The sequence below is a fragment of the Microbacterium sp. genome (assembly GCF_036566905.1).
Lineage (GTDB): Bacteria > Actinomycetota > Actinomycetes > Actinomycetales > Microbacteriaceae > Microbacterium.
Map to the genome: position 1 here is coordinate 1 of NZ_DATCVK010000199.1, position 18,163 is coordinate 18,163.

Below are 18,163 nucleotides of genomic sequence, written 5' to 3' on the forward strand. Positions count from 1 at the left end.
CCGCTACATCGAGCCCGACTTCGTGCACGTCTTCGTCAACGGCCGCATCGCGGAGCAGGGTGGACGTGAGCTCGCAGATCGCCTTGAAGACGAGGGTTACGATCGCTTTCTCACCGGCACGAACGTAGGCTAGTTCTATGACCAGCACACTCGCGCCGGCTCGTTACGACGAGATCGAAGAGGCGCTCAAGGACGTGATGGACCCGGAGCTCGGCATCAACATCGTCGACCTCGGACTCATCTACGACCTCGGATGGGATGACGAGAACAACGCGCTCATCATCCACATGACGCTCACGAGCGCCGGATGCCCGCTCACCGACGTGCTCGAGGAGCAGACCGCCGAGGCGCTCGACGGCGTCGTTGAGGCGTTCCGCATCAACTGGGTGTGGATGCCGCCGTGGGGTCCCGAGCGCATCACCGACGACGGGCGCGACATGATGCGCGCGCTCGGCTTCGCGATCTGAGGCCCAGGCCCAGCTAGTCCTCGAGGTAGCGCCGCCTCGTCAGCGCCATGGACGCGTTCCACAGGGCGATGGCGGCACTCTCGTCGGTGGCCGCCGGGGCGAACGGCACGCCCTCCACGTCCGGTCGGGTCTTCGAACCGACCGGGCCCCAGAACAGGTCGGGCGTCACGGTCGCCGCTGCGGCGGCGGCGAGGATGCCGACATCGGCAGGCTCCGGCTCACGGCCGATCGCACGGGCCAGCAGCGCGGTGACGGCGCGGGTCGTCGCCGACGGATACGTCCCGTGCAGCGGCGTCCTCGCCATGCCGGGGTGGGCTGCGAAGCTGCGGATGCCGCTCTTCGCCCGACGAAGCCGGCGCTCCAGCTCCACCGCGAACATCGTGTTCGCGAGCTTCGCGCGGATGTACCCGCGCCCTGGCGAGTATCCGACGGCGTCTCCCAGCCGATCGAGGTCGAGGGCACCTCTCGTGTAGAGCGCGGACGAGACTGTCACGACGCGCGGGTCCTGGCCCGCTTCGAGCTGATCGAGCAGCTGCCCCGTGAGAGCGAAGTGACCGAGGTGGTTGGTGGCGAACTGGCTCTCGACGCCCTCGCGGCTGGTCCGGAACGCCACGCTGCTGCTCGCGGCGTTGAGCACGAGCAGATCCACGGATGCCGCGGCGGCGACGCGCCCGAAGCGATCGACGGAATCCAGGTCGAGCAGGTCCAGGTGTGCGACCGTCACTCGGTCATCGGAGAGCCCGAGGTCGTGAAGGAGTCGCTGACGCACCTGCGCGGCACGCTCGACATCGCGCGCTCCGACGATCACCGCGGCGCCCCAGGAGGCCAATGTGCGCGTGGTGACGAGGCCGAGGCCACTCGTGCCGCCGGTGACGACGGCGCGACGGCCGCTGAGATCCGGCGGCGGAGCGAGAGGGGCGATCAGGCGGATGCGCGAGGGCGATGCGGGGCGTGATGTCGTCGTCATGTCGGCAGGCTAGAGTCTGACATTGATGTCAGGGTCAAGTCCGGCGTCAGAGACAGGAGGAGAAGGCGTGCAGATCGGAGAGCTGAGCAGTCGGACCGGAGCGAGCGTCCGGTCACTTCGCTATTACGAACAGCAGGGGCTGCTGACATCCGACCGCCTGCCCAACGGCTACCGCGTGTACCCCGAGAACTCCGTCGCGATCGTGGAGACCATTCGTTCCCTCCTCGACATCGGCCTTCCCACCGCGTTGATCACGGATGTGCTTCCCTGCACTGTCGGAGAACGGTCCGAAGCGGCGTGTCCGGCACTGCTCGAGCAGATCGAGGCGCTGCGCGCAGATGTCCGCACACGCGCCGAGAGGCTTGCGACGATCGAGGAGTCGCTCACCTCGTACCTCCTCGCCAACGCCTGACGAGGCGCTCGACCGTACCGGGATCGCCCGCACCGTCGTTTCGCACGGTGACACCCGGCGGCGCCAGTTCACCACGGCTCGATAGGGTCGAATGGTGAGCGTCACCCCCCTGAGAGCACTGCCCATCGACGAGCTGCGTCAGCGCACGAGCACGAAGTGGCGGAAGTACGGGGAGGACGTGCTGCCTTTCTTCGTGGCCGAGACCGACTACGCGCTGGCTCCCGAGATCACACGGGTGCTGACGCGCGCGGTGCAGCTCGGCGACACCGGCTACACCCCTCCCGACCCCGGCGTCCGCGAGGCCTTCGCCGGCTTCGCCGAGCGCCGCTGGGGGTGGGACGTCGACCCCGCGGACGTGTTCTGGACGGGCGACGTCATGATGGGCGTCGTCGAGATCCTGCGCAAGGTGATCGAGCCCGGTGACCGTGTCGTGGTCATGCCTCCCGTGTACCCGCCGTTCTACGACACCGTCGAGGAGGCCGGAGGCGTGGTCGAGCGAGTGCCGCTCACGGCGGGCGACGCAGGCTGGGAGATCGACCTCCTCGGTGTGGAGGCGGCCCTCGCGGGCGGCGCACGCGCCGTGCTGCTGTGCAACCCGCACAATCCCACGGGAACCGTGCACACGCCCGAGAGCCTGGCCGCGCTGGCGGATGTCGCCGAGGGATTCGGCGCGACGGTGATCAGTGACGAGATCCACGGCCCGCTGACCTACGCGCCGACGGCGTTCACGCCGTTCCTGGCCGCGTCGGAGTCGGCGCGGCGGGTCGGCTACGCGGTGACCAGCGCGAGCAAGACCTTCAACCTCGCCGGCCTCAAGTGCGCGGTGATGGTCGCGGGCGGCGACCCGCAGCGCGCGGCCCTGCGCTCTCTGCCGTGGGAGGTCGAGTGGCGTACGGGCCTGTTCGGCGCGCTCTCGAATGTCGCGGCCTATTCGCCCGAGAGTGACGAGTGGCTGGAGAGCCTGCTGGCCGCCCTCGACGCCAACCGCCTGCTGCTGGCGGAGCTCCTCGCCGAGCACCTGCCGCAGGCGCGCTACCTGCCGCCCGACGCCGGCTTCCTCGCCTGGGTCGACCTGTCGGCGTACGGGTGGGGCGACAACCCCGCGGTGAAGGTGCTGCGCGACGCGAAGGTGGCCCTGCACCACGGACCGCTGTTCGGCGCAGAGGGCACGGGGCACGTCCGCATCAACTTCGGGTGCGCGCCCGAGCTGCTCCGCGAGGCGGTGGAGCGCATTGGCGCCTTGGCGCGATCGTGACCACGGCCCCCGAGCCCGCGACGGGCATCTGGCAGGGCAGGTTCGTCTGGGTGACGGTCGGCGCTGTCGCCCTGATCTTCCTGGCGGCGATCCAGTCCCTCGCGGTGACCACGGTGATGCCGGTGGTGAGCGCCGATTTCGACGGTGAGCGCCTCTACGCCGTGGCGTTCGCCGGAACTCTCGCCACGAGCGTCATCGGCATGGTCGCCGTGGGCGCGTGGTGCGATCGCGGCGGCGTGCTCGCACCGCTGAGCACGGCCGTCGGACTGTTCGTCATCGGGCTGCTCATCTCGGGTCTCGCCCTCACGATGCCGGCGCTCGTCGCCGGGCGACTGGTGCAAGGCCTCGGCACCGGCGGGCAGACGGTGGCGCTGTACGTCGTCGTCGCCCGCGTCTATCCGGGCGCGATGCACGGCCGCGTCTTCGCCGCGTTCTCGGCGGCCTGGGTGGTGCCCTCGCTCATCGGCCCGTTCCTGGCGGGAGCTGTGACGGAGTTCCTGCACTGGCGGTGGGTCTTCCTCGGCGTGGCGGCGCTCACGGTGGTCGCCTTCGCGATGGTGGTGGCACGCCTCCACGGCCTCCCGCTCCACACCGACGAGCCGGCGACCTCGCGCATCGCGCCGCGGCTGGCCTGTGCCGTGGCCGTCGCCGTCGGCGCCCTGGGTCTCAGCCTCGCCGGCGAACTGGGGACCTGGGCGTGGGCGGCGGTGGCGGCATCCGTCGTCGTCATCGCGCTCGCCTCGCGGCCGCTGCTGCCGCGCGGCACGCTGCTGGCCGCCCGCGGCCTGCCGAGCGTGGTGCTGATGCGCGGACTGATCGCGGGCGCGCTGTTCGGTGCCGAGATCTACGTGCCGTACCTGCTCATCGACGGGTACGGGTTCTCGCCGACCTGGGCGGGGCTCGGCCTCACGGCCGCCGCGCTGGCGTGGGCGAGCGCCGCCGACGTGCAGGGCAGGTTCGGCGACCGCATCGGCAACACCCGCATCACGCTGATCGGTACCGCACTCCTGGTGGCGGCTCTGGTCGTCGCGGCCGTCACAGCGCTCCTCGGACTGCACCCTGCGGTCGTCATCGCCGGCTGGGCACTCGCGGGCGGCGGCATGGGCCTGATGTACCCGCGGCTGACGGTGCTGACGCTCGCGTACTCGACGGCGCAGAACCAGGGGTTCAACTCATCGGCGCTGTCGATCTCGGACGCCGTCGGCTCGGCGTCGTCGATCGCCGCGATGGGTCTCGTCTTCACCGCGCTCGCGGGGACGGATGCCGGATTCCCGGCCGTGTTCGCCATCGCCATGGTGCTCGCGCTCGGCGCGCTCGTGCCTGGTCTGCGGCTCGGCCACGCCCACGAGGCGTCGCCGCGGCGCTGACGCGAACCCGGCGCTGACCGCGCTTCAGGTGTTCTCTGCGCGGCCGAGACGCCAGTAGCCCATGAACGCGACCGCGCGGCGGTCGACGCCGCGCTCCGAGACCAGGTGGCGGCGCAGCGCCTTGATCGCGCCCGCCTCGCCTGCGAGCCAGGCGTACAGCCGTGCGCTTTTGAGCGCGGCTCCGCCCTTGGCGGTGCGGGGCACCTCCCAGAGGATGTCGGTGTCGATGTCGACCTCCTCGACGTCGGCTCCGGTGCCGGCGGGCACGAGCCGGGCCGCGGCATCCGTCACCGACTCGACCAGGTGGGCGTGACGGTCGCCGTCGCCGCGCGCACCGATGCGGTATTCGAAACCGGGGTGCTGCGGGAGGTAGGCGGCGTCGTCGGCGTGCGGCAGCTCTACAGCAACCACTCCGCGCGCGTCGCGCGGCAGCTGCTCGAGGATCGCGGCGATCGCCGGCGCGGCCGTCTCATCGCCCGCGAGCAGGATGGCGTCGACGCGGGCCGGGGGCACGAAGTCGATGCCGAAGCTCACGCCGCTGTGCGCCGCGGTCGGCGCGAAGATGAGGACCTCGTCGCCGAGTCGGGCGCGGGCGATCCAGTCGGATGCCGGCCCGATCACGTCGTGCGACACCATGTCGACGTCGACCTCGCCGACATGATTGCGGACGTAGCGGGTCGTGTATGTGCGGAACGGCAGACGCCGGTCGTCGGGAAGCTCGCGCCACTGGGCGTACCAGTCGTCGCCCGTCGGCATCTGGTCGAGGCCCAGCGTGCGCGTGGGGAACACGATCTTGACGCGCTGATCGAGGCCGGGATCCCCGTAGTCGGCGAGATCGTCGCCGCCGAACGTGAAGCGGCGGAAGCTCGGCGTCACATCGGCGATCGCGGTCACACGCGCGCGGAAGAAGCGGTAGGGCACATCGGCGTCGGACAACAGAGGCTCCTGTCAGGATGAGGCGGTCGCGCCGACGGATGCCGCGGCGGCGGGCACGGCAGACGACACGTGGTGCCGGCCGCGGGGAAGGACGATGGGGGAGCCCGACACGGGGTCGGGCACCACGAGGGCGTCGAGATCGAAGACTTCGCGGATGAGCTCGCTCGTCATGACGTCGCCGGGCGCGCCGCTGGCGACGATCCGCCCGGCGCGCAGCGCGAACAGGTGGTCGGAATAGCGTGCGGCGAGATTCATGTCGTGCAGCACCATCACGATCGTGGTGCCGCGCTCCCGGTTGAGGTCGGTGAGCAGGTCGAGAACCTCGACCTGGTGGGCCACGTCGAGGAACGTGGTCGGCTCGTCGAGCAGCAGGATGTCGGTCTCCTGCGCGAGCGCCATCGCGATCCAGGCGCGCTGGCGCTGGCCGCCCGAGAGCTCGTCGACGGAGCGGTCGGCGAGCTCCTCGATCCCGGTGGCGGCGAGAGAGCGCGCGACGACGTCGTAGTCGTGGGCGCTCCAGCGCGCCAGCAGCTTCTGATGAGGGTGGCGGCCGCGTCCGACGAGGTCGGCGACAGCGATGCCCTCGGGGGCGATGGGGCTCTGCGGCAGCAGCCCGAGCGTTCGCGCGATCTCCTTGGTCGGACGACCGTGCAGCGCCTTGCCGTCGAGGACGACCTGACCCTCTCGCGGCGAGATGAGACGCGCGAGCGCGCGCAGCAGCGTGGACTTGCCGCATCCGTTCGCACCGACGATCGCCGTGATGCTCCCGGGCGGGATCACGAGATCGAGGCCCTCGACGATCGTGCGGTCGCCGTAGGACAGGGTCAGCTCCTCGGCCGACAGGCGGTGTGATTCGGTCATAGCGAGCCTCCCGCTCGATTCGTCCTGATGAGGAGGTAGATGAGGAAGGGGGCGCCGAGCACGCCGGTGACGACCCCGACCGGGTAACGGCTGTCGAAAGCGAACTGCCCGAGCAGATCGGCGAGCTGCACGAGCAGCGCCCCGACGAGGGCGGAGGGCAGCAGCAGCGACCCTCCGGGTCCGACGATGCGCGCCGCGATCGGGCCGGCCATGAACGCGACGAAGGCGATCGGGCCGGTGGCGGCGGTCGCGAAGGCCAGCAGAGCGACGGCCGCCACGATGGTGATCACCCGGCTGCCCTGCAGACGCACGCCGAGGCTCGCCGCCGCATCGTCGCCGAGGCGCATGACGTTCAGGTCGCGACCCCGGGACAGCAACGCCGGCACGAGCACCAGGCTCGCGAGAGCGAGGGGCAGGACCGCCGACCAGGTGGCCCCGTTGAGGCTTCCGGTGAGCCAGCGCATGGCCGCCTGCAGGTCGTAGGACGCCGCCTTGGACAGGACGTAGGTGACTGTCGCATCCAGCATGGCCGCCACGCCGATGCCGATGAGGATCAGTCGCGTTCCGGCGAACCCGCCCTTGTTGGACAGCAGATAGATCGCGAGCGCCGTCAGCAGTCCGCCGGCGACAGCCAGGATCGAGACCGCGGTGTCGTCCAGCGACAGGATGACGATGCCGAACACGGCGGCCGCGCTGGCGCCCGCGGTGATGCCGATGATGTCGGGCGAGGCGAGCGGGTTGCGCAGCATCGTCTGGAACGTGACGCCGGCGATGCCGAACGCGCATCCCGCGAGGATCGCGAGGACGGCGCGGGGCAGGCGCAGCTCGCCGACCGTGAACGACGCGCCCGGCACGGTCTCGCCGAGGATGACGCGCACCACGTCGTCGAGTCCGTAGAAGGTCTGCCCGACCATGAGCGAGACGGCGAAGACGAGCACGACGCCGAGGGCGAGCGCGACGGTCACCGCGGTGCGGCGCCGCGCGCGGCGCCGGCGACCCGTGACGACCAATTGTGCCGACACGGGGGAGAGGGTCTGGGTGCTCACAGTTCCCTCACCTTCTGGCGTCGGACGATCCAGATGAAGAACGGGGCGCCGACGAGTGCGGTCAGGATGCCGACCTCGATCTCGTCCGGTCGCGCGATGACACGGCCGACGACGTCTGCCGCGACCAGCAGGACCGCTCCGGCCACCGCCGAGAAGGGGAGGAGCCAGCGATGGTCGGTGCCGACGAGCAGCCGGCAGAAGTGGGGGATGATCAGCCCGACGAATGCGATGGGCCCGGCGATGGCGGTCGCGGCGCCGCAGAGGATGACGGCTCCGGCCGACGCGATGAGCCGCGTGCGCATCACATGCTCGCCGAGACCGGTGGCGACGTCGTCACCGAGCGCGAGCGAGTTCATGCCACGGGCGCAGGCGATCGTGATGATCGCACCGATCGCGAGCACGGGGAGGATGGTGGCGATGCGATCCCACGTCGCGCCGCCCACGCCGCCGATCTGCCAGAACCGGAAGGTCTCGAGCAGGTCGACGCGGGGGAGGAGCACGGCGCTCACGAGCGACATGAAGGCGGCCGACGTCGCCGCCCCGGCCAGTGCCAGCTTGAGCGGCGTCGCGCCGCCGCGCCCCAGGGAGCCGACGGTGTAGACGAAGACCGCGGCGCCGCCGGCGCCGATGATGGATGCCGCGATGAACGCGTACGGGTCTGACATTCCGAAGAAGGCGATCCCGATGACCACGGCGAGCGCCGCTCCGCCGGAGATGCCCAGGATGCCGGGATCCGCGAGCGGGTTGCGGGTCACCGCCTGCATCGCCGCGCCCGACATGGCCAGAGCCGCGCCGACGGCGATCGCCAGCACCGTGCGGGGCAGGCGGGCGACCACGGCGGCCTGCGCGACGCCGCTCGTGTCCCCGGCGAGACCGCCCAGGATGTCTGCCAAGCCGACATCACGGGCGCCGAACGCGACCGAGGCGACGCACAGCGCGGCGAGCACCGCGAGGCACGCCGCCAGCCACGCCAGCCGCACTGCTGCCGGACGCCGCAGGGATGCGGCATCCGGCAGCGTCGCGGAGGTCTCGATGACAGCCACTCCGATCAGACTCCGGCGGGATCAGCCGAGCGCGCCGGCGAGCAGCGCGAAGTACTCGTCGACGCCCCAGCCGATCGACAGCGGCGAAGGGTTGGCCGAGGCAGCCAGCGGAGTCGACTCCTCGAGGATGGCGATCCGGCCCTCGGCGATGGCGGGGATCTGCGACAGCAGCGGGTCGGCCTGGAGCTGGGCGATGATCGAGCCACTGGCGTCGCCGTAGGTGACGAAGACGTCGACGTCGGCGAAGCGGTCGGCCTGCTCGGCGCTGACCGTGGTGTAGAAGGCCTCGCCGTCCGACTCCTCGGTCACGACGGTCGGCACGGGGAAGCCGAGGCTCTCCAGGAACCCGGGCCGCGTGTCGGTGCTCGTGTAGAAGCCGATCTGGCTGAAGTCCGACGGATCGATGTACGAGAACAGCACGCGCGATTCGGCCAGCTCCGGGTAGTTCGCGAGCGCGGCGTCGACCTCGCCGTGCAGCTCCTCGATGAGGGCATCGCCCTCGTCCGCCAGGCCGAGCGCCTGGGAATTGAGGCGGATCATGTCCTCGTACGACGTGCCCCACGCCGCGCCGGGGTAGGCGACGACGGGCGCGATCTTCGACAGCGTGTCGTACTCCTCCTGGGTGAGGCCGGAGTTGGCGGCCAGGATCACGTCGGGCTGCGTGTCGGCGACCGCCTCGAAGTCGATCCCGTCGGTCTCGTCGAACAGCACCGGCGTCTCGGCGCCCAGCTCCTCGAGCTTGTCCTCCACCCAGGGCAGCACACCGTCGCCGTCGTCGTCGCCCCACGTCACCTCTGCCATTCCGACCGGGACGACGCCGAGCGCCAGAGGCACCTCCTGGTTCGACCAGGCGACCGTCGCGACGCGCTCGGGCTTGGACTCGATGACCGTCTCGCCGTACGCGTGCTCGACCGTGACCGGGAAGCCGTCGCCCGACGCGGAGCCCGTCGCGGTGTCGTCGTCGGCAGCGGCGTTCGCACACCCGACGAGGGCGATCGCGGCGATCGCGAGCATTGCGGTGGCAGCAGCGGGGCGTTTCAGGCGCACGGAATCCTCCGGGAGATTTAGGTAAGGATGCCCTTATTCGGGCGCAGTAAGGCCAACCTTACCCAGCCGTTTTCCAGATTGCCAATCCACGTCGACACACACCACGCGCGCACGACAGCCCCGGCCGATGCGGCCGGGGCTGTCGATGGCGGATACCTCGCGAGGAGGCATCCGATCACTCCTTGGTCTTGTCCGCCGCACGCACGAGCGCCCAGGCGCCGGGGATGATCGCCGCGGCGAGCGCCGCTTTCACCAGGCCGCCGACGATGAAGGGGAGCAGGCCCGCCTCGAGGAGGGCGCCGAACGAGTAGTCGAGACCCATGACGACGTTCAGGATGAACGCCATGTACGGGATGCCGAACAGGAACGGCACGACGCTGGCCGCCGCGAAGCCGAGGAACGCCAGCGCGGGACGGCGATCCCAGGCGCGTTCGGCGAACCAGCCGGCGACGAAGGCCGAGAAGATGAAGCCGATCACGAAGCCGAAGCTCGGCTTGCCGACGGCCGCGAGCGTGCCGGTGAACCCAGCGAAGACCGGGAGTCCGGCGAGCCCCACGAGCATGTAGGTCGTGAGCGCCGCGGCGCCGCGCCATGCGCCGAGGGCGGCGCCGACGACGATCACTCCGAGCGTCTGTCCTGTGATGGGGACAGGCCACAGCGGGATCTCCACCTGGGCGAGGAGGGCGACGATGGTCGCACCGGCGATGACGAGACCGGCGTCGAGGGCGAACGCGCGCGCGCGCGAGGACGGGCGGGCGATGACGTCGGCGAGCACGCGACGGGTCCCTGCGGAGGCGGTCGGGGCAGCGGCGATGGATGACATGGCACTCAGCCTAGAGGGACCCGCGCGGGCCTACTTGGACGCCGTCCACCAATGATCGGCCGATCCGCTGTCCGCCTTCTACGACACCCGCCGTGTCGGCCATGCCGCACGGACGCACCCTTGCTCATGCGAGTGCCAGGCGTCGCAGGGTCGGCGCCGGTCTGCGAGCACCATGCAGTGCAGCACCGAGCAGCGCGACGGCGACGGCCGCGGTGACGACGGAGGTGCCGGCGACCAGCAGCATCGCGACGGCGGCCGTGCCCACGACGGCGGCCGTGCCGACACGCCACGCGGAGCGCGCCGCTGCGGGTGCGGGAAGGGCCTCGATCGGCGCGAGCCATCGCGCGACGAGCGCCGTCACGGTGAGTGCCAGGGCCAGCCAGAGCGGGCGGGCGAGCCACCATGATGCGCTGTCCACGGCGGGCAGCGGCGCCTCGGTCACCATCGCCGCGGCTGCCGTCAGCCCCGCGAGGCCCAGGAGGACGGGCATGTGCCACAGGTACACGGTCATCGCACGCGGGGTGACGAAGTCGGTGAGCGCCGACGGGAGCCGCCGCTCGGCCAGGCGCGCCAGCGGTCCCCGGAAGAGCGAGAACAGTGCGGTGTGCGCGATGCCGACCAGCAGCAGCGCGGTCGTCGGCGGGTTGATGTTGGCGACCAGATCGGGGGAGTGGATGCCGCTCGTGAACGAGATCGCGAGCCCCGCGACCGCCCCGACGAGCCAGAGTGCCCGCGCCCGTCGTGACAGCGCGTCGATCCGGCCGTCGGCGAGGAAGAAGCCGAGCTGCTGCATCGCCAGCCACACGAATGCGAGGTTCAGGAAGCCGAGCCCCTCGATTCCTGTCGTGATGCGTGCGACGTCGACCGCCGCCGCCGCCAGGACCAGCGCGGAGATGCTGCGCAGCGGCGCCCGCTCGTGGAGGCGCAGCAGCGCGGGGAGCAGCGCCTGGCAGACGAGGAAGACGCCGAGGAACCACAGCGGCTGCGCGAACCGGAACCCGGCCAGGGTCACGAGGTCCGAGGGCACCCCGGCGGCCGCGAGGAGCGCCAGCATCCCGCCCGCGGCGCCGATCGTGACGAGTGCGGGAAGGAGCAGGCGGTGGACGCGCCCCGCGACGAAGCCGACGCCGTCGACTCCCCGCGCTCGGGCTCTGCGGAACGCGGTCACCCCGGAGAATCCGCCGATCACGAAGAAGAGCGGCATGACCTGGAGTGCCCAGCTGAGCGGCACGATCCACGCGGTGCCGTCGCTCGCGTTGACGAACGACGGGCCGGTGTCGGTCACGGTGACGCCGACCATCATCGCGTGCAGGACCACCACCGCGCTGATGCACAGGGCACGGACCAGATCGATCGCGCGGTCTCTGCCGGCAGGGGCGGTCGGAGCGACCGCGGCGGCGGTGGGGCGGACGGTGGTCATGAGGCCTCCTCGGGGGTACGTCCCGGAAGGCTATGGAGGCGGCGACAGCGGGGGCATCGCCCCGTGGTGCTGTTGCCGTCTCACCCCGTGGGGTGATCAGGAGGCGGCTTCGACCAGGCCCGCGTCGTAGGCGAAGATGACCGCCTGCACGCGGTCGCGGGCGCCGAGCTTGGCGAGCACCTTGCCCACGTGGGTCTTCACGGTCTGCTCCGAGATGAACAGCTCGCCGGCGATCTCCGCGTTCGAGCGGCCGCGGCCGATGAGGGTGAGCACCTCGCGCTCGCGCTCGGTGAGTTCGCGGAGCGTCGCCGTCGCTCGCCCCGCCCGCGGCCGACGGGCGGCGAAGTGCTCGATCATGCGCCGGGTGACGCTCGGCGCGAGCAGTGCATCGCCGGCGGCCACGACCCGCACCGCATGCACGAGGTCTTCCGGCAGGGCGTCTTTGAGGAGGAATCCGCTCGCACCCGCTTCGAGCGCGTCGTAGACGTAGTCGTCGATGTCGAACGTCGTGAGCATGAGGATGCGCGGAACGTGCGCGGCGGGGTAGCCGGGGCCGAGGATGCGGCGCGTCGCCGCGATGCCGTCGAGCTCGGGCATCCGCACATCCATCAGCACGACGTCGGGGTTCAGCCGCGCGGACAGCGAGACGGCCTCGGCCCCGTCGGCGGCCTGGCCGACCACGCGGACATCCTCCTGCGCGTCGAGCAGGGCGGCGAAGCCCGCCCGTACCATGGCCTGGTCGTCGGCGATGAGGACGGAGATCGTCACTGTGGGCCTTCCGTGGTCGGGATGGTGTCGGGGTCGGTCGCGATGCCGGCGAGGGGGAGCATGGCCTGCACCGTCCAGCCCCCGTCGGCGTCGCGTGCGGCTCTGAGCTCGCCGCCGACGAGCGCGGCGCGCTCGCGCATGCCGAGGAGCCCGTGCCCGCGCTGCGACGGCAGTGCGGATGGCGGCTGCGCAGGATCGGGCGGGCCGTTGCGGACGACGACGCGCACCGCCGCGGCATCCGCCGCCACCGACAGCGTCACCCGCGCGTGGGGGGCGTGCCGCACGGCGTTGCTCAGCGCTTCCTGCACGATGCGGAACGCGGCGATGTCGACCGCGCTCGGCACGCTATCGGGTGCCGGCGCGAGGCTCGCGTCGATCTCGGCGCCCGCGCGGCGGAGGGCCTGCACGAGGTCCGGGATGTCGCGTAGCCCCTGCTGCGGGGTCAGATCGGCCTGCTGGTCATCGGTGCGCAGGACGCCGAGCAGACGTCGCATCTCGGTCAGGCCCTCGCGTGCGGTCTGTGCGATCTCATCGAACTCGTGACGCGCCTCGTCGGAGAGTCCGGGCACGCGGTACCGAGCGGTCGACGCCTGCACCTGGATGAGCGACATCCCGTGCGCCACGACGTCGTGCAGCTCGCGCGCGATGCGGGTGCGCTCCTCGACCAGTACGCGCCGGGACTGCTCGCTCGCGGTCAGCTCCCGCTCACGGCTGAGCTCGGCGCCCACGCGCAGGCGGCTCGCGACCAGCACGGCCACCAGCAGCGCCGCCCCCGAGACCGACGTCACGATCACCAGGTTCACGATGCCTGCCGCTACAGGGAGGGCGCCGGCCAGCCCGATGACCACGGTCAGCGTGCCCACGATGGCGAGGAGCCAGGCGACCAGCGCGAGACGCCAGCCGTGCACGATCGCGAGCACGCCCACGAAGAGGATGAGCACGAGCATCGCCGGAACCGACCACGGCCACGGCCAGGTGGTGGCAACCTCCTCTGCGGCGGGCAACGGCAGCGCGACTGCCGAGACGACGAACAGCGCGATGGACCACCGGGGGAACCAGACCGCGACGACAGGCGCGGCGCACAGCATCGCGCCGAACAGGAACGCGAGCGGCGCCGGCTGCAGGTACAGCGCGACGTGCACCGGCACGAGCACGGAGAAGAGCGCGACCGACGCCAGCGCCAGCGCACCGAATGCGAACGTCCGCGGGCTCAGCCGGCGGCGCTTCGCGGTCTCGGCAGGTGCCGGTGAACGGGTCGCGCGCATCCTGTCATCCTGTCAGCCGTCGGCGTTCACACGGGTGCCGCGACACGGCGTGCGCGGAGCGCGATGACGCGATCGACGACGAGACCGATCGCGAGGGCCAGCACGATGCCCAGTACCGCGCTGAGGAGCGGCTGGTCCTTCAGCCAGGCGCCTGCGAGCAGGCCGATCGCGATGCTGTAGGCGGCCCAGCACAGTCCTGCCGCCACGCTGAGGACGGCGAACCGCCGCCACGGGTAGCCCAGCGCGCCCGCGGACAGGTTGACCGCGACGCGCCCGACCGGGATGAAGCGGGCGCCGAGGATGAGGCCCGCCCCGCGACGGTCCAGCCCCGAACCCGCCCACGCGAAGGCGCCGGCGACCCGTGGCCGCCGCATCCAGGCGAACCGGGTCGTGCCGGTGCGCCGCCCGATGGCGAAGGCGACGTTGTCGCCCACGGCGGCTCCGGTGGCGGCCACGACACCGAGGATCACCAGATCCGGTCGGCCGGTGGATGCCGCCACCGCCGCCGCGGCGACCAGCACGGTCTCGCTCGGCACCGGCGGGAAGAAGCCGTCGACGATGGCCACGACGAGCATCACAAGGTACAGCCACGGCGAGGAGACAGCCTGCAGGACGAGGTCGGTGATGAGATCCACCCCGGAAAACTATGCGCGGGGTGTGCGGCGCAGCATCCCTCTGAGGTATCGACCGGGTCCCTCCGCGGAGGTATTCGGTCGATCGGGCGGTGACGGCGCCCCGTATACTGGATGGCTGGCCATTCGGTCATCACCCCTCTCCACCGACGGAACGGACATCCGCTGTGCTCGCCGTGCACGACCTCGAGATCCGCGTGGGCGCTCGCGTGCTCATGTCGGACGTCTCCTTCCGCGTGTCGGACGGCGACAAGATCGGACTGGTCGGCCGCAACGGCGCCGGCAAGACGACGCTGACCAAGGTGCTCGCAGGAGACCTCATCCCCGCCGACGGCAAAGTGGAGCGCTCCGGCGAACTCGGCTATCTGCCGCAGGACCCCCGCTCGGGCGACCCAGAGATGCTCGCCCGCACCCGCATCCTCGATGCTCGCGGGCTCGGCACGCTCGCGATCGGCATGCACGACGCGTCGCTCGCCATGGCCAGCGAGGACGAGGCGATCGCCGCCCGCGCGATGCGCAAGTACGCCAACCTCACCGAGCGCTTCGAAGCGCTCGGCGGCTACGCGGCCGAGGCGGAGGCGGCGTCGATCGCGCACAACCTGTCGCTGCCGGACCGCATCCTCGACCAGCCGCTGAAGACGCTGTCGGGTGGTCAGCGCCGTCGCATCGAGCTCGCCCGCATCCTGTTCTCGGATGCCCAGACGATGATCCTCGACGAGCCGACCAACCACCTCGACGCCGACAGCGTCGTGTGGCTGCGCGAGTTCCTCAAGGGATACAAGGGCGGCCTCATCGTCATCAGCCACGACGTGGAGCTCGTCGGCGAGACCGTGAACCGCGTGTTCTACCTCGACGCGAACCGCCAGATCATCGACGTCTACAACATGAACTGGAAGAACTACCTGCGCCAGCGGGTGGCCGACGAGGAGCGCCGCAAGAAGGAGCGCGCCAACGTCGAGAAGAAGGCCACGGTGCTTCAGCAGCAGGCGGCCCGGTTCGGTGCCAAGGCGTCGAAGGCGGCAGCTGCTCACCAGATGGTGGCGCGCGCCGAGAAGATGCTCGCCGGGCTCGACGAGGTGCGTCAGGAGGAGCGCGTGGCCAAGCTGCGCTTCCCGAAGCCGGCGCCCTGCGGCAAGACGCCGCTCATGGCGTCTGGGCTGTCGAAGTCGTACGGCTCGCTCGAGATCTTCACCGACGTCGACCTCGCGATCGACCGTGGCTCGAAGGTCGTCATCCTCGGCCTCAACGGCGCCGGCAAGACGACGCTGCTGCGCATCCTCGCCGGCGTCGACCAGCCCGACACGGGACAGCTCGAGCCCGGTCACGGCCTGAAGATCGGCTACTACGCGCAGGAGCACGAGAACCTCGATGTCTCGCGGTCGGTGCTCGAGAACATGATGTCGGCCGCGCCGGACATCACCGCGACCGAGGCGCGCAAGGTGCTCGGCTCGTTCCTGTTCACCGGCGACGACGTGCTCAAGCCGGCCGGCGTGCTGTCCGGCGGCGAGAAGACGCGCCTGTCGCTCGCGACGCTCGTGGTGTCGTCGGCGAACATGCTGTTGCTCGACGAGCCCACGAACAACCTCGACCCGGCGTCGCGCGAGGAGATCCTCGGTGCGCTCGCGCACTACGAAGGCGCCGTGGTGCTGGTGTCGCACGACGAGGGCGCCGTCCAGGCGCTCAACCCCGAGCGCGTGCTGATCCTGCCCGACGGTGTCGAAGACATCTGGGGCCGCGACTACGTCGACCTCGTCACCCTCGCCTGACGCCCTCGCGCGCACCGAAACGCAGATGCGGCGCGATGCGCCGGAGACGGATGCCGCGAACCGGGGTGTCGTCGAGAGGCTCCGAGCCTGCGCTCGCTACCCGTCCGCTCGCGGTCAGCGGCCGGCCGCGTCCAGCAGGGCGTCCTCGTCCTCGGCGTCGCGGTCACGGCGACGGCGGGGGGCCGGCGGAGCCGGGGGAGCGGCATCCTCCGATTCATCCGCCGCGATCTCGGCGTCCTCGGCGTCCTCGCGGCGGTGCCGGCGCTCGGTGCGGATGACGTAGCCGATGAAGACGAAGCCCATCACCGCGAACAGGATCCACTGGATCGCGTACGAGAGGTGCGGGCCCGGGTCGTCAGACGGCGGCTCGAGGGCGCTCGGCGCGGTGGCCGGCGCCGGGTCCTCCGAGACCATCACGCCGTAGGCGCTCTGCTCGAGGGCGTCGCCCGCGCCGGCGGGGATCGTGTCGGCGATCAGCCCGAGGTTGATGGTCGGAACCTGTCCCTCCGGCGCCGAGCGTCCGGACGACGGCAGCGCCTCGCCGGGCCGCAGTCGCACGACGACGGTCGCCTCGCCGGACGGGGGGGCGGGCACGGCGTCGGGGACGGGCTGGTCCTGCCCGGGCGCCACCCAGCCGCGGTCGACGAGCAGCACCCGGCCGTCGTCCAGGCGGAACGGCACGAGCACCTCGAAGGCCGAGGTGCCGCCGTGCGGCCGGTTGCGGGCGAGGAGCTCGTCATCCGCGAGGTAGGTCCCGGTGAGGACGACCGGACGCCACTCGTCCTGCGGGTCCAGCTCGCCGTCGGCCGGGATGAGGTCGGCGAGCGGCACCGCCGGTGCGTCGTAGTTCTCGGCGACGAGGGCGAGCTGCCCGGAGCGCTCCTGGTTGCGCGTGAACTGCCAGTTCGACAGGAACGCGCACGCGATCGCGAAGACCACCGCGAGCGCGATGTAGATGGCCCAGCGACCGGCGCGGGGCAGATGCTGCATGCTGACGGAGCGACGGCTCATCGTGCGGTCTCCGTGGGAACGAGCGGCGCCACCCAGACCGGGAAGTCGCGGGCCGTGAGGAAGTCGCGCAGGTAGCCGACGTGCTCGTCGCACGCGACCCAGGTCTTGCGTCGGTCCTCGGTGTGGATGCGGGGGTTGCGCCAGTCGATGCGCCAGCTGGCGGCCGCGCGGCATCCCGCCCGCGAGCAGGTCGCGTCGACGGCCGGCTCGGGTTCGACCTCGTTCATGCGTCCCCGTCGGGAGTGTTCGGAGTGGCGGGGCGCGTCTCTTCGATGCGGATCACACGGGATGCGGGTGGCGGCGGTGCCGAGGGCGCTGCCGGAAGGGCCGCCTCGGGGTCTTCGCGGCGGTTTCGGCGCCCCTCCTGGCCGACATTGGCGGACACGACCGCGATGTACGGAAGGAAGATCGCGGCGGCGCCGAACACCCACGTGTACCAGCCGTAGGGCGTGATCACGACCATGAGGATGAAGCACGCGACACGGATGCCCATCGTCACGAGATACCGGATCGAGCGCGCGTCGACGTCGTCGCGCGGTGCGCGCGGCAGGGACGTGGCCGACGGGGCGTGGCTCGAACTCTTCACGGTACTTCCAGGGTACGCCGGTTGCACCGCTCGGGAGCCCCGGGAACGCGTCCCGGGGCTCCGCGATTCAGTACGTGCCGCCGGTCTGCTGGTACACCGACACGAAGAACGCGAAGAACGCGATCGCCGCGATGATGCCGATGATCGCGAGGCCGAGACCGACCCAGCCGACGATGGTGCCGGCAAGGGCCATGCCGCGTCCCTGCTCGCCGCTCGTCTTGAGCTGGTTGAGCGACATGTGGCCGGTGATGACGCCGACGATCGAGCCGATGAACGGCAGGATGACGAAGCCCGAGATCGAGGCGATCAGCGAGACGATCGCGAGCGTGTTGGTCTTGGCCGGTGCACCGTAGCCCGGCGTGGAGCCGTACGCGGGTGCCGCACCGTAGGCGGGCGCCGTGCCGTAGGACGCAGCAGCGCCGGGTGCAGGGGCGCCGTAGGCCGGCGGGGGATACGCGCCCTGCGCCGGCGGCGGGTACGCACCGGAGGCG

At 71.2% G+C, this 18,163-nt stretch carries 20 protein-coding genes and 1 pseudogene; 6 read left to right on the forward strand and 15 right to left on the reverse strand.

What is annotated here, in order from left to right:
- Together sufC and VIP82_RS16830 are read left to right on the forward strand one after the other, a co-directional pair.
- Window positions 1-133: pseudogene (sufC, locus tag VIP82_RS16825) on the forward strand (Fe-S cluster assembly ATPase SufC); the annotation flags it as partial.
- A 4-nt stretch (window positions 134-137) separates the two neighbouring features.
- Window positions 138-467, forward strand: a complete 330-nt coding sequence (locus VIP82_RS16830; protein ID WP_331910677.1) for a metal-sulfur cluster assembly factor — start codon at window positions 138-140, stop codon at window positions 465-467.
- 13 nt (window positions 468-480) lie between these two features.
- On the opposite strand, the gene VIP82_RS16835 is transcribed toward VIP82_RS16830, so the two are convergent.
- Window positions 481-1,434: an SDR family NAD(P)-dependent oxidoreductase gene (locus VIP82_RS16835; protein ID WP_331910679.1), complete on the reverse strand. Its 954-nt coding sequence runs from the start codon at window positions 1,432-1,434 to the stop codon at window positions 481-483.
- A gap of 67 nt (window positions 1,435-1,501) precedes the next feature.
- On the opposite strand from VIP82_RS16835, the gene VIP82_RS16840 reads away from it, so the two are divergent.
- The 3 genes from VIP82_RS16840 to VIP82_RS16850 all read left to right on the forward strand — a co-directional run bounded on the left by VIP82_RS16840 (window position 1,502) and on the right by VIP82_RS16850 (window position 4,468).
- A complete protein-coding gene (locus VIP82_RS16840) occupies window positions 1,502-1,846 on the forward strand; it encodes a MerR family transcriptional regulator (RefSeq protein ID WP_331910681.1) in 345 nt (114 codons plus the stop codon).
- 94 nt (window positions 1,847-1,940) lie between these two features.
- Complete coding sequence (locus VIP82_RS16845; RefSeq protein ID WP_331910683.1) at window positions 1,941-3,101, forward strand: MalY/PatB family protein; 1,161 nt, start codon at window positions 1,941-1,943, stop codon at window positions 3,099-3,101.
- The gene (locus tag VIP82_RS16850; RefSeq protein WP_414684696.1) at window positions 3,095-4,468 is read left to right on the forward strand and encodes an MFS transporter; all 1,374 of its coding nucleotides are present in this window, start codon (window positions 3,095-3,097) and stop codon (window positions 4,466-4,468) included. Before VIP82_RS16845 ends, VIP82_RS16850 begins: the two co-directional genes overlap by 7 nt.
- A gap of 24 nt (window positions 4,469-4,492) precedes the next feature.
- Here the strand turns inward: VIP82_RS16850 and VIP82_RS16855 are convergent, their stop codons facing one another.
- The 10 genes from VIP82_RS16855 to VIP82_RS16900 form a co-directional block, all read right to left on the reverse strand.
- A complete protein-coding gene (locus VIP82_RS16855) occupies window positions 4,493-5,404 on the reverse strand; it encodes a siderophore-interacting protein (RefSeq protein WP_331910687.1) in 912 nt (303 codons plus the stop codon).
- Between the two features lie 12 nt (window positions 5,405-5,416).
- The gene (locus VIP82_RS16860; RefSeq protein WP_331910689.1) at window positions 5,417-6,265 is read right to left on the reverse strand and encodes an ABC transporter ATP-binding protein; all 849 of its coding nucleotides are present in this window, start codon (window positions 6,263-6,265) and stop codon (window positions 5,417-5,419) included.
- Window positions 6,262-7,311 carry a FecCD family ABC transporter permease gene (locus VIP82_RS16865; protein WP_331910691.1) on the reverse strand — a complete coding sequence of 350 codons (1,050 nt, stop codon included), beginning with the start codon at window positions 7,309-7,311 and terminating at the stop codon, window positions 6,262-6,264. The genes VIP82_RS16860 and VIP82_RS16865 overlap by 4 nt, the downstream gene beginning before the upstream one ends.
- Window positions 7,308-8,354 (reverse strand): FecCD family ABC transporter permease, encoded by a 1,047-nt coding sequence (locus VIP82_RS16870; RefSeq protein ID WP_331910693.1) that lies wholly within the window; start codon window positions 8,352-8,354, stop codon window positions 7,308-7,310. The genes VIP82_RS16865 and VIP82_RS16870 overlap by 4 nt, the downstream gene beginning before the upstream one ends.
- A 21-nt stretch (window positions 8,355-8,375) precedes the next feature.
- The gene (locus tag VIP82_RS16875) at window positions 8,376-9,401 is read right to left on the reverse strand and encodes an iron-siderophore ABC transporter substrate-binding protein (RefSeq protein ID WP_331910695.1); all 1,026 of its coding nucleotides are present in this window, start codon (window positions 9,399-9,401) and stop codon (window positions 8,376-8,378) included.
- Between the two features lie 175 nt (window positions 9,402-9,576).
- Window positions 9,577-10,224 carry a biotin transporter BioY gene (locus tag VIP82_RS16880; protein WP_331910697.1) on the reverse strand — a complete coding sequence of 216 codons (648 nt, stop codon included), beginning with the start codon at window positions 10,222-10,224 and terminating at the stop codon, window positions 9,577-9,579.
- A 124-nt stretch (window positions 10,225-10,348) separates the two neighbouring features.
- Window positions 10,349-11,644 carry an acyltransferase family protein gene (locus tag VIP82_RS16885; RefSeq protein ID WP_331910699.1) on the reverse strand — a complete coding sequence of 432 codons (1,296 nt, stop codon included), beginning with the start codon at window positions 11,642-11,644 and terminating at the stop codon, window positions 10,349-10,351.
- Between the two features lie 96 nt (window positions 11,645-11,740).
- Window positions 11,741-12,412, reverse strand: coding sequence for a response regulator (locus VIP82_RS16890; RefSeq protein WP_331910701.1), 672 nt, complete (start codon window positions 12,410-12,412; stop codon window positions 11,741-11,743).
- Window positions 12,409-13,677 carry a sensor histidine kinase gene (locus VIP82_RS16895; protein WP_331910703.1) on the reverse strand — a complete coding sequence of 423 codons (1,269 nt, stop codon included), beginning with the start codon at window positions 13,675-13,677 and terminating at the stop codon, window positions 12,409-12,411. The genes VIP82_RS16890 and VIP82_RS16895 overlap by 4 nt, the downstream gene beginning before the upstream one ends.
- Window positions 13,678-13,703: 26 nt before the next feature.
- Window positions 13,704-14,312 carry a DedA family protein gene (locus tag VIP82_RS16900; RefSeq protein ID WP_331910705.1) on the reverse strand — a complete coding sequence of 203 codons (609 nt, stop codon included), beginning with the start codon at window positions 14,310-14,312 and terminating at the stop codon, window positions 13,704-13,706.
- A 164-nt stretch (window positions 14,313-14,476) separates the two neighbouring features.
- Between VIP82_RS16900 and VIP82_RS16905 the strand changes: the two genes are divergently transcribed.
- Complete coding sequence (locus VIP82_RS16905) at window positions 14,477-16,075, forward strand: ABC-F family ATP-binding cassette domain-containing protein (RefSeq protein WP_331910707.1); 1,599 nt, start codon at window positions 14,477-14,479, stop codon at window positions 16,073-16,075.
- Window positions 16,076-16,189: 114 nt separating this feature from the next.
- Here VIP82_RS16905 and VIP82_RS16910 read toward each other — a convergent pair whose 3' ends face one another.
- The 4 genes from VIP82_RS16910 to VIP82_RS16925 all read right to left on the reverse strand — a co-directional run.
- Complete coding sequence (locus VIP82_RS16910) at window positions 16,190-17,086, reverse strand: SURF1 family cytochrome oxidase biogenesis protein (RefSeq protein ID WP_331910709.1); 897 nt, start codon at window positions 17,084-17,086, stop codon at window positions 16,190-16,192.
- Window positions 17,083-17,313 (reverse strand): hypothetical protein, encoded by a 231-nt coding sequence (locus VIP82_RS16915; RefSeq protein ID WP_331910711.1) that lies wholly within the window; start codon window positions 17,311-17,313, stop codon window positions 17,083-17,085. The genes VIP82_RS16910 and VIP82_RS16915 overlap by 4 nt, the downstream gene beginning before the upstream one ends.
- Window positions 17,310-17,672 (reverse strand): DUF3099 domain-containing protein, encoded by a 363-nt coding sequence (locus tag VIP82_RS16920; RefSeq protein WP_331910713.1) that lies wholly within the window; start codon window positions 17,670-17,672, stop codon window positions 17,310-17,312. The genes VIP82_RS16915 and VIP82_RS16920 overlap by 4 nt, the downstream gene beginning before the upstream one ends.
- Window positions 17,673-17,739: 67 nt before the next feature.
- Window positions 17,740-18,163: DUF4190 domain-containing protein (locus VIP82_RS16925; protein ID WP_331910715.1), on the reverse strand; the 424-nt coding region annotated here is incomplete at its 5' end.

What these genes read in the sequence shown, in the direction of transcription:
- VIP82_RS16835 (WP_331910679.1), bottom strand. Translation starts at nt 1,434, where the DNA reads ATGACGACGACATCACGCCCCGCATCGCCCTCGCGCATCCGCCTGATC.
- VIP82_RS16895 (WP_331910703.1), bottom strand. Translation starts at nt 13,677, where the DNA reads ATGCGCGCGACCCGTTCACCGGCACCTGCCGAGACCGCGAAGCGCCGC.
- VIP82_RS16830 (WP_331910677.1), top strand. Translation starts at nt 138, where the DNA reads ATGACCAGCACACTCGCGCCGGCTCGTTACGACGAGATCGAAGAGGCG.
- VIP82_RS16860 (WP_331910689.1), bottom strand. Translation starts at nt 6,265, where the DNA reads ATGACCGAATCACACCGCCTGTCGGCCGAGGAGCTGACCCTGTCCTAC.
- VIP82_RS16910 (WP_331910709.1), bottom strand. Translation starts at nt 17,086, where the DNA reads ATGAGCCGTCGCTCCGTCAGCATGCAGCATCTGCCCCGCGCCGGTCGC.
- VIP82_RS16880 (WP_331910697.1), bottom strand. Translation starts at nt 10,224, where the DNA reads ATGTCATCCATCGCCGCTGCCCCGACCGCCTCCGCAGGGACCCGTCGC.
- VIP82_RS16885 (WP_331910699.1), bottom strand. Translation starts at nt 11,644, where the DNA reads ATGACCACCGTCCGCCCCACCGCCGCCGCGGTCGCTCCGACCGCCCCT.
- VIP82_RS16915 (WP_331910711.1), bottom strand. Translation starts at nt 17,313, where the DNA reads ATGAACGAGGTCGAACCCGAGCCGGCCGTCGACGCGACCTGCTCGCGG.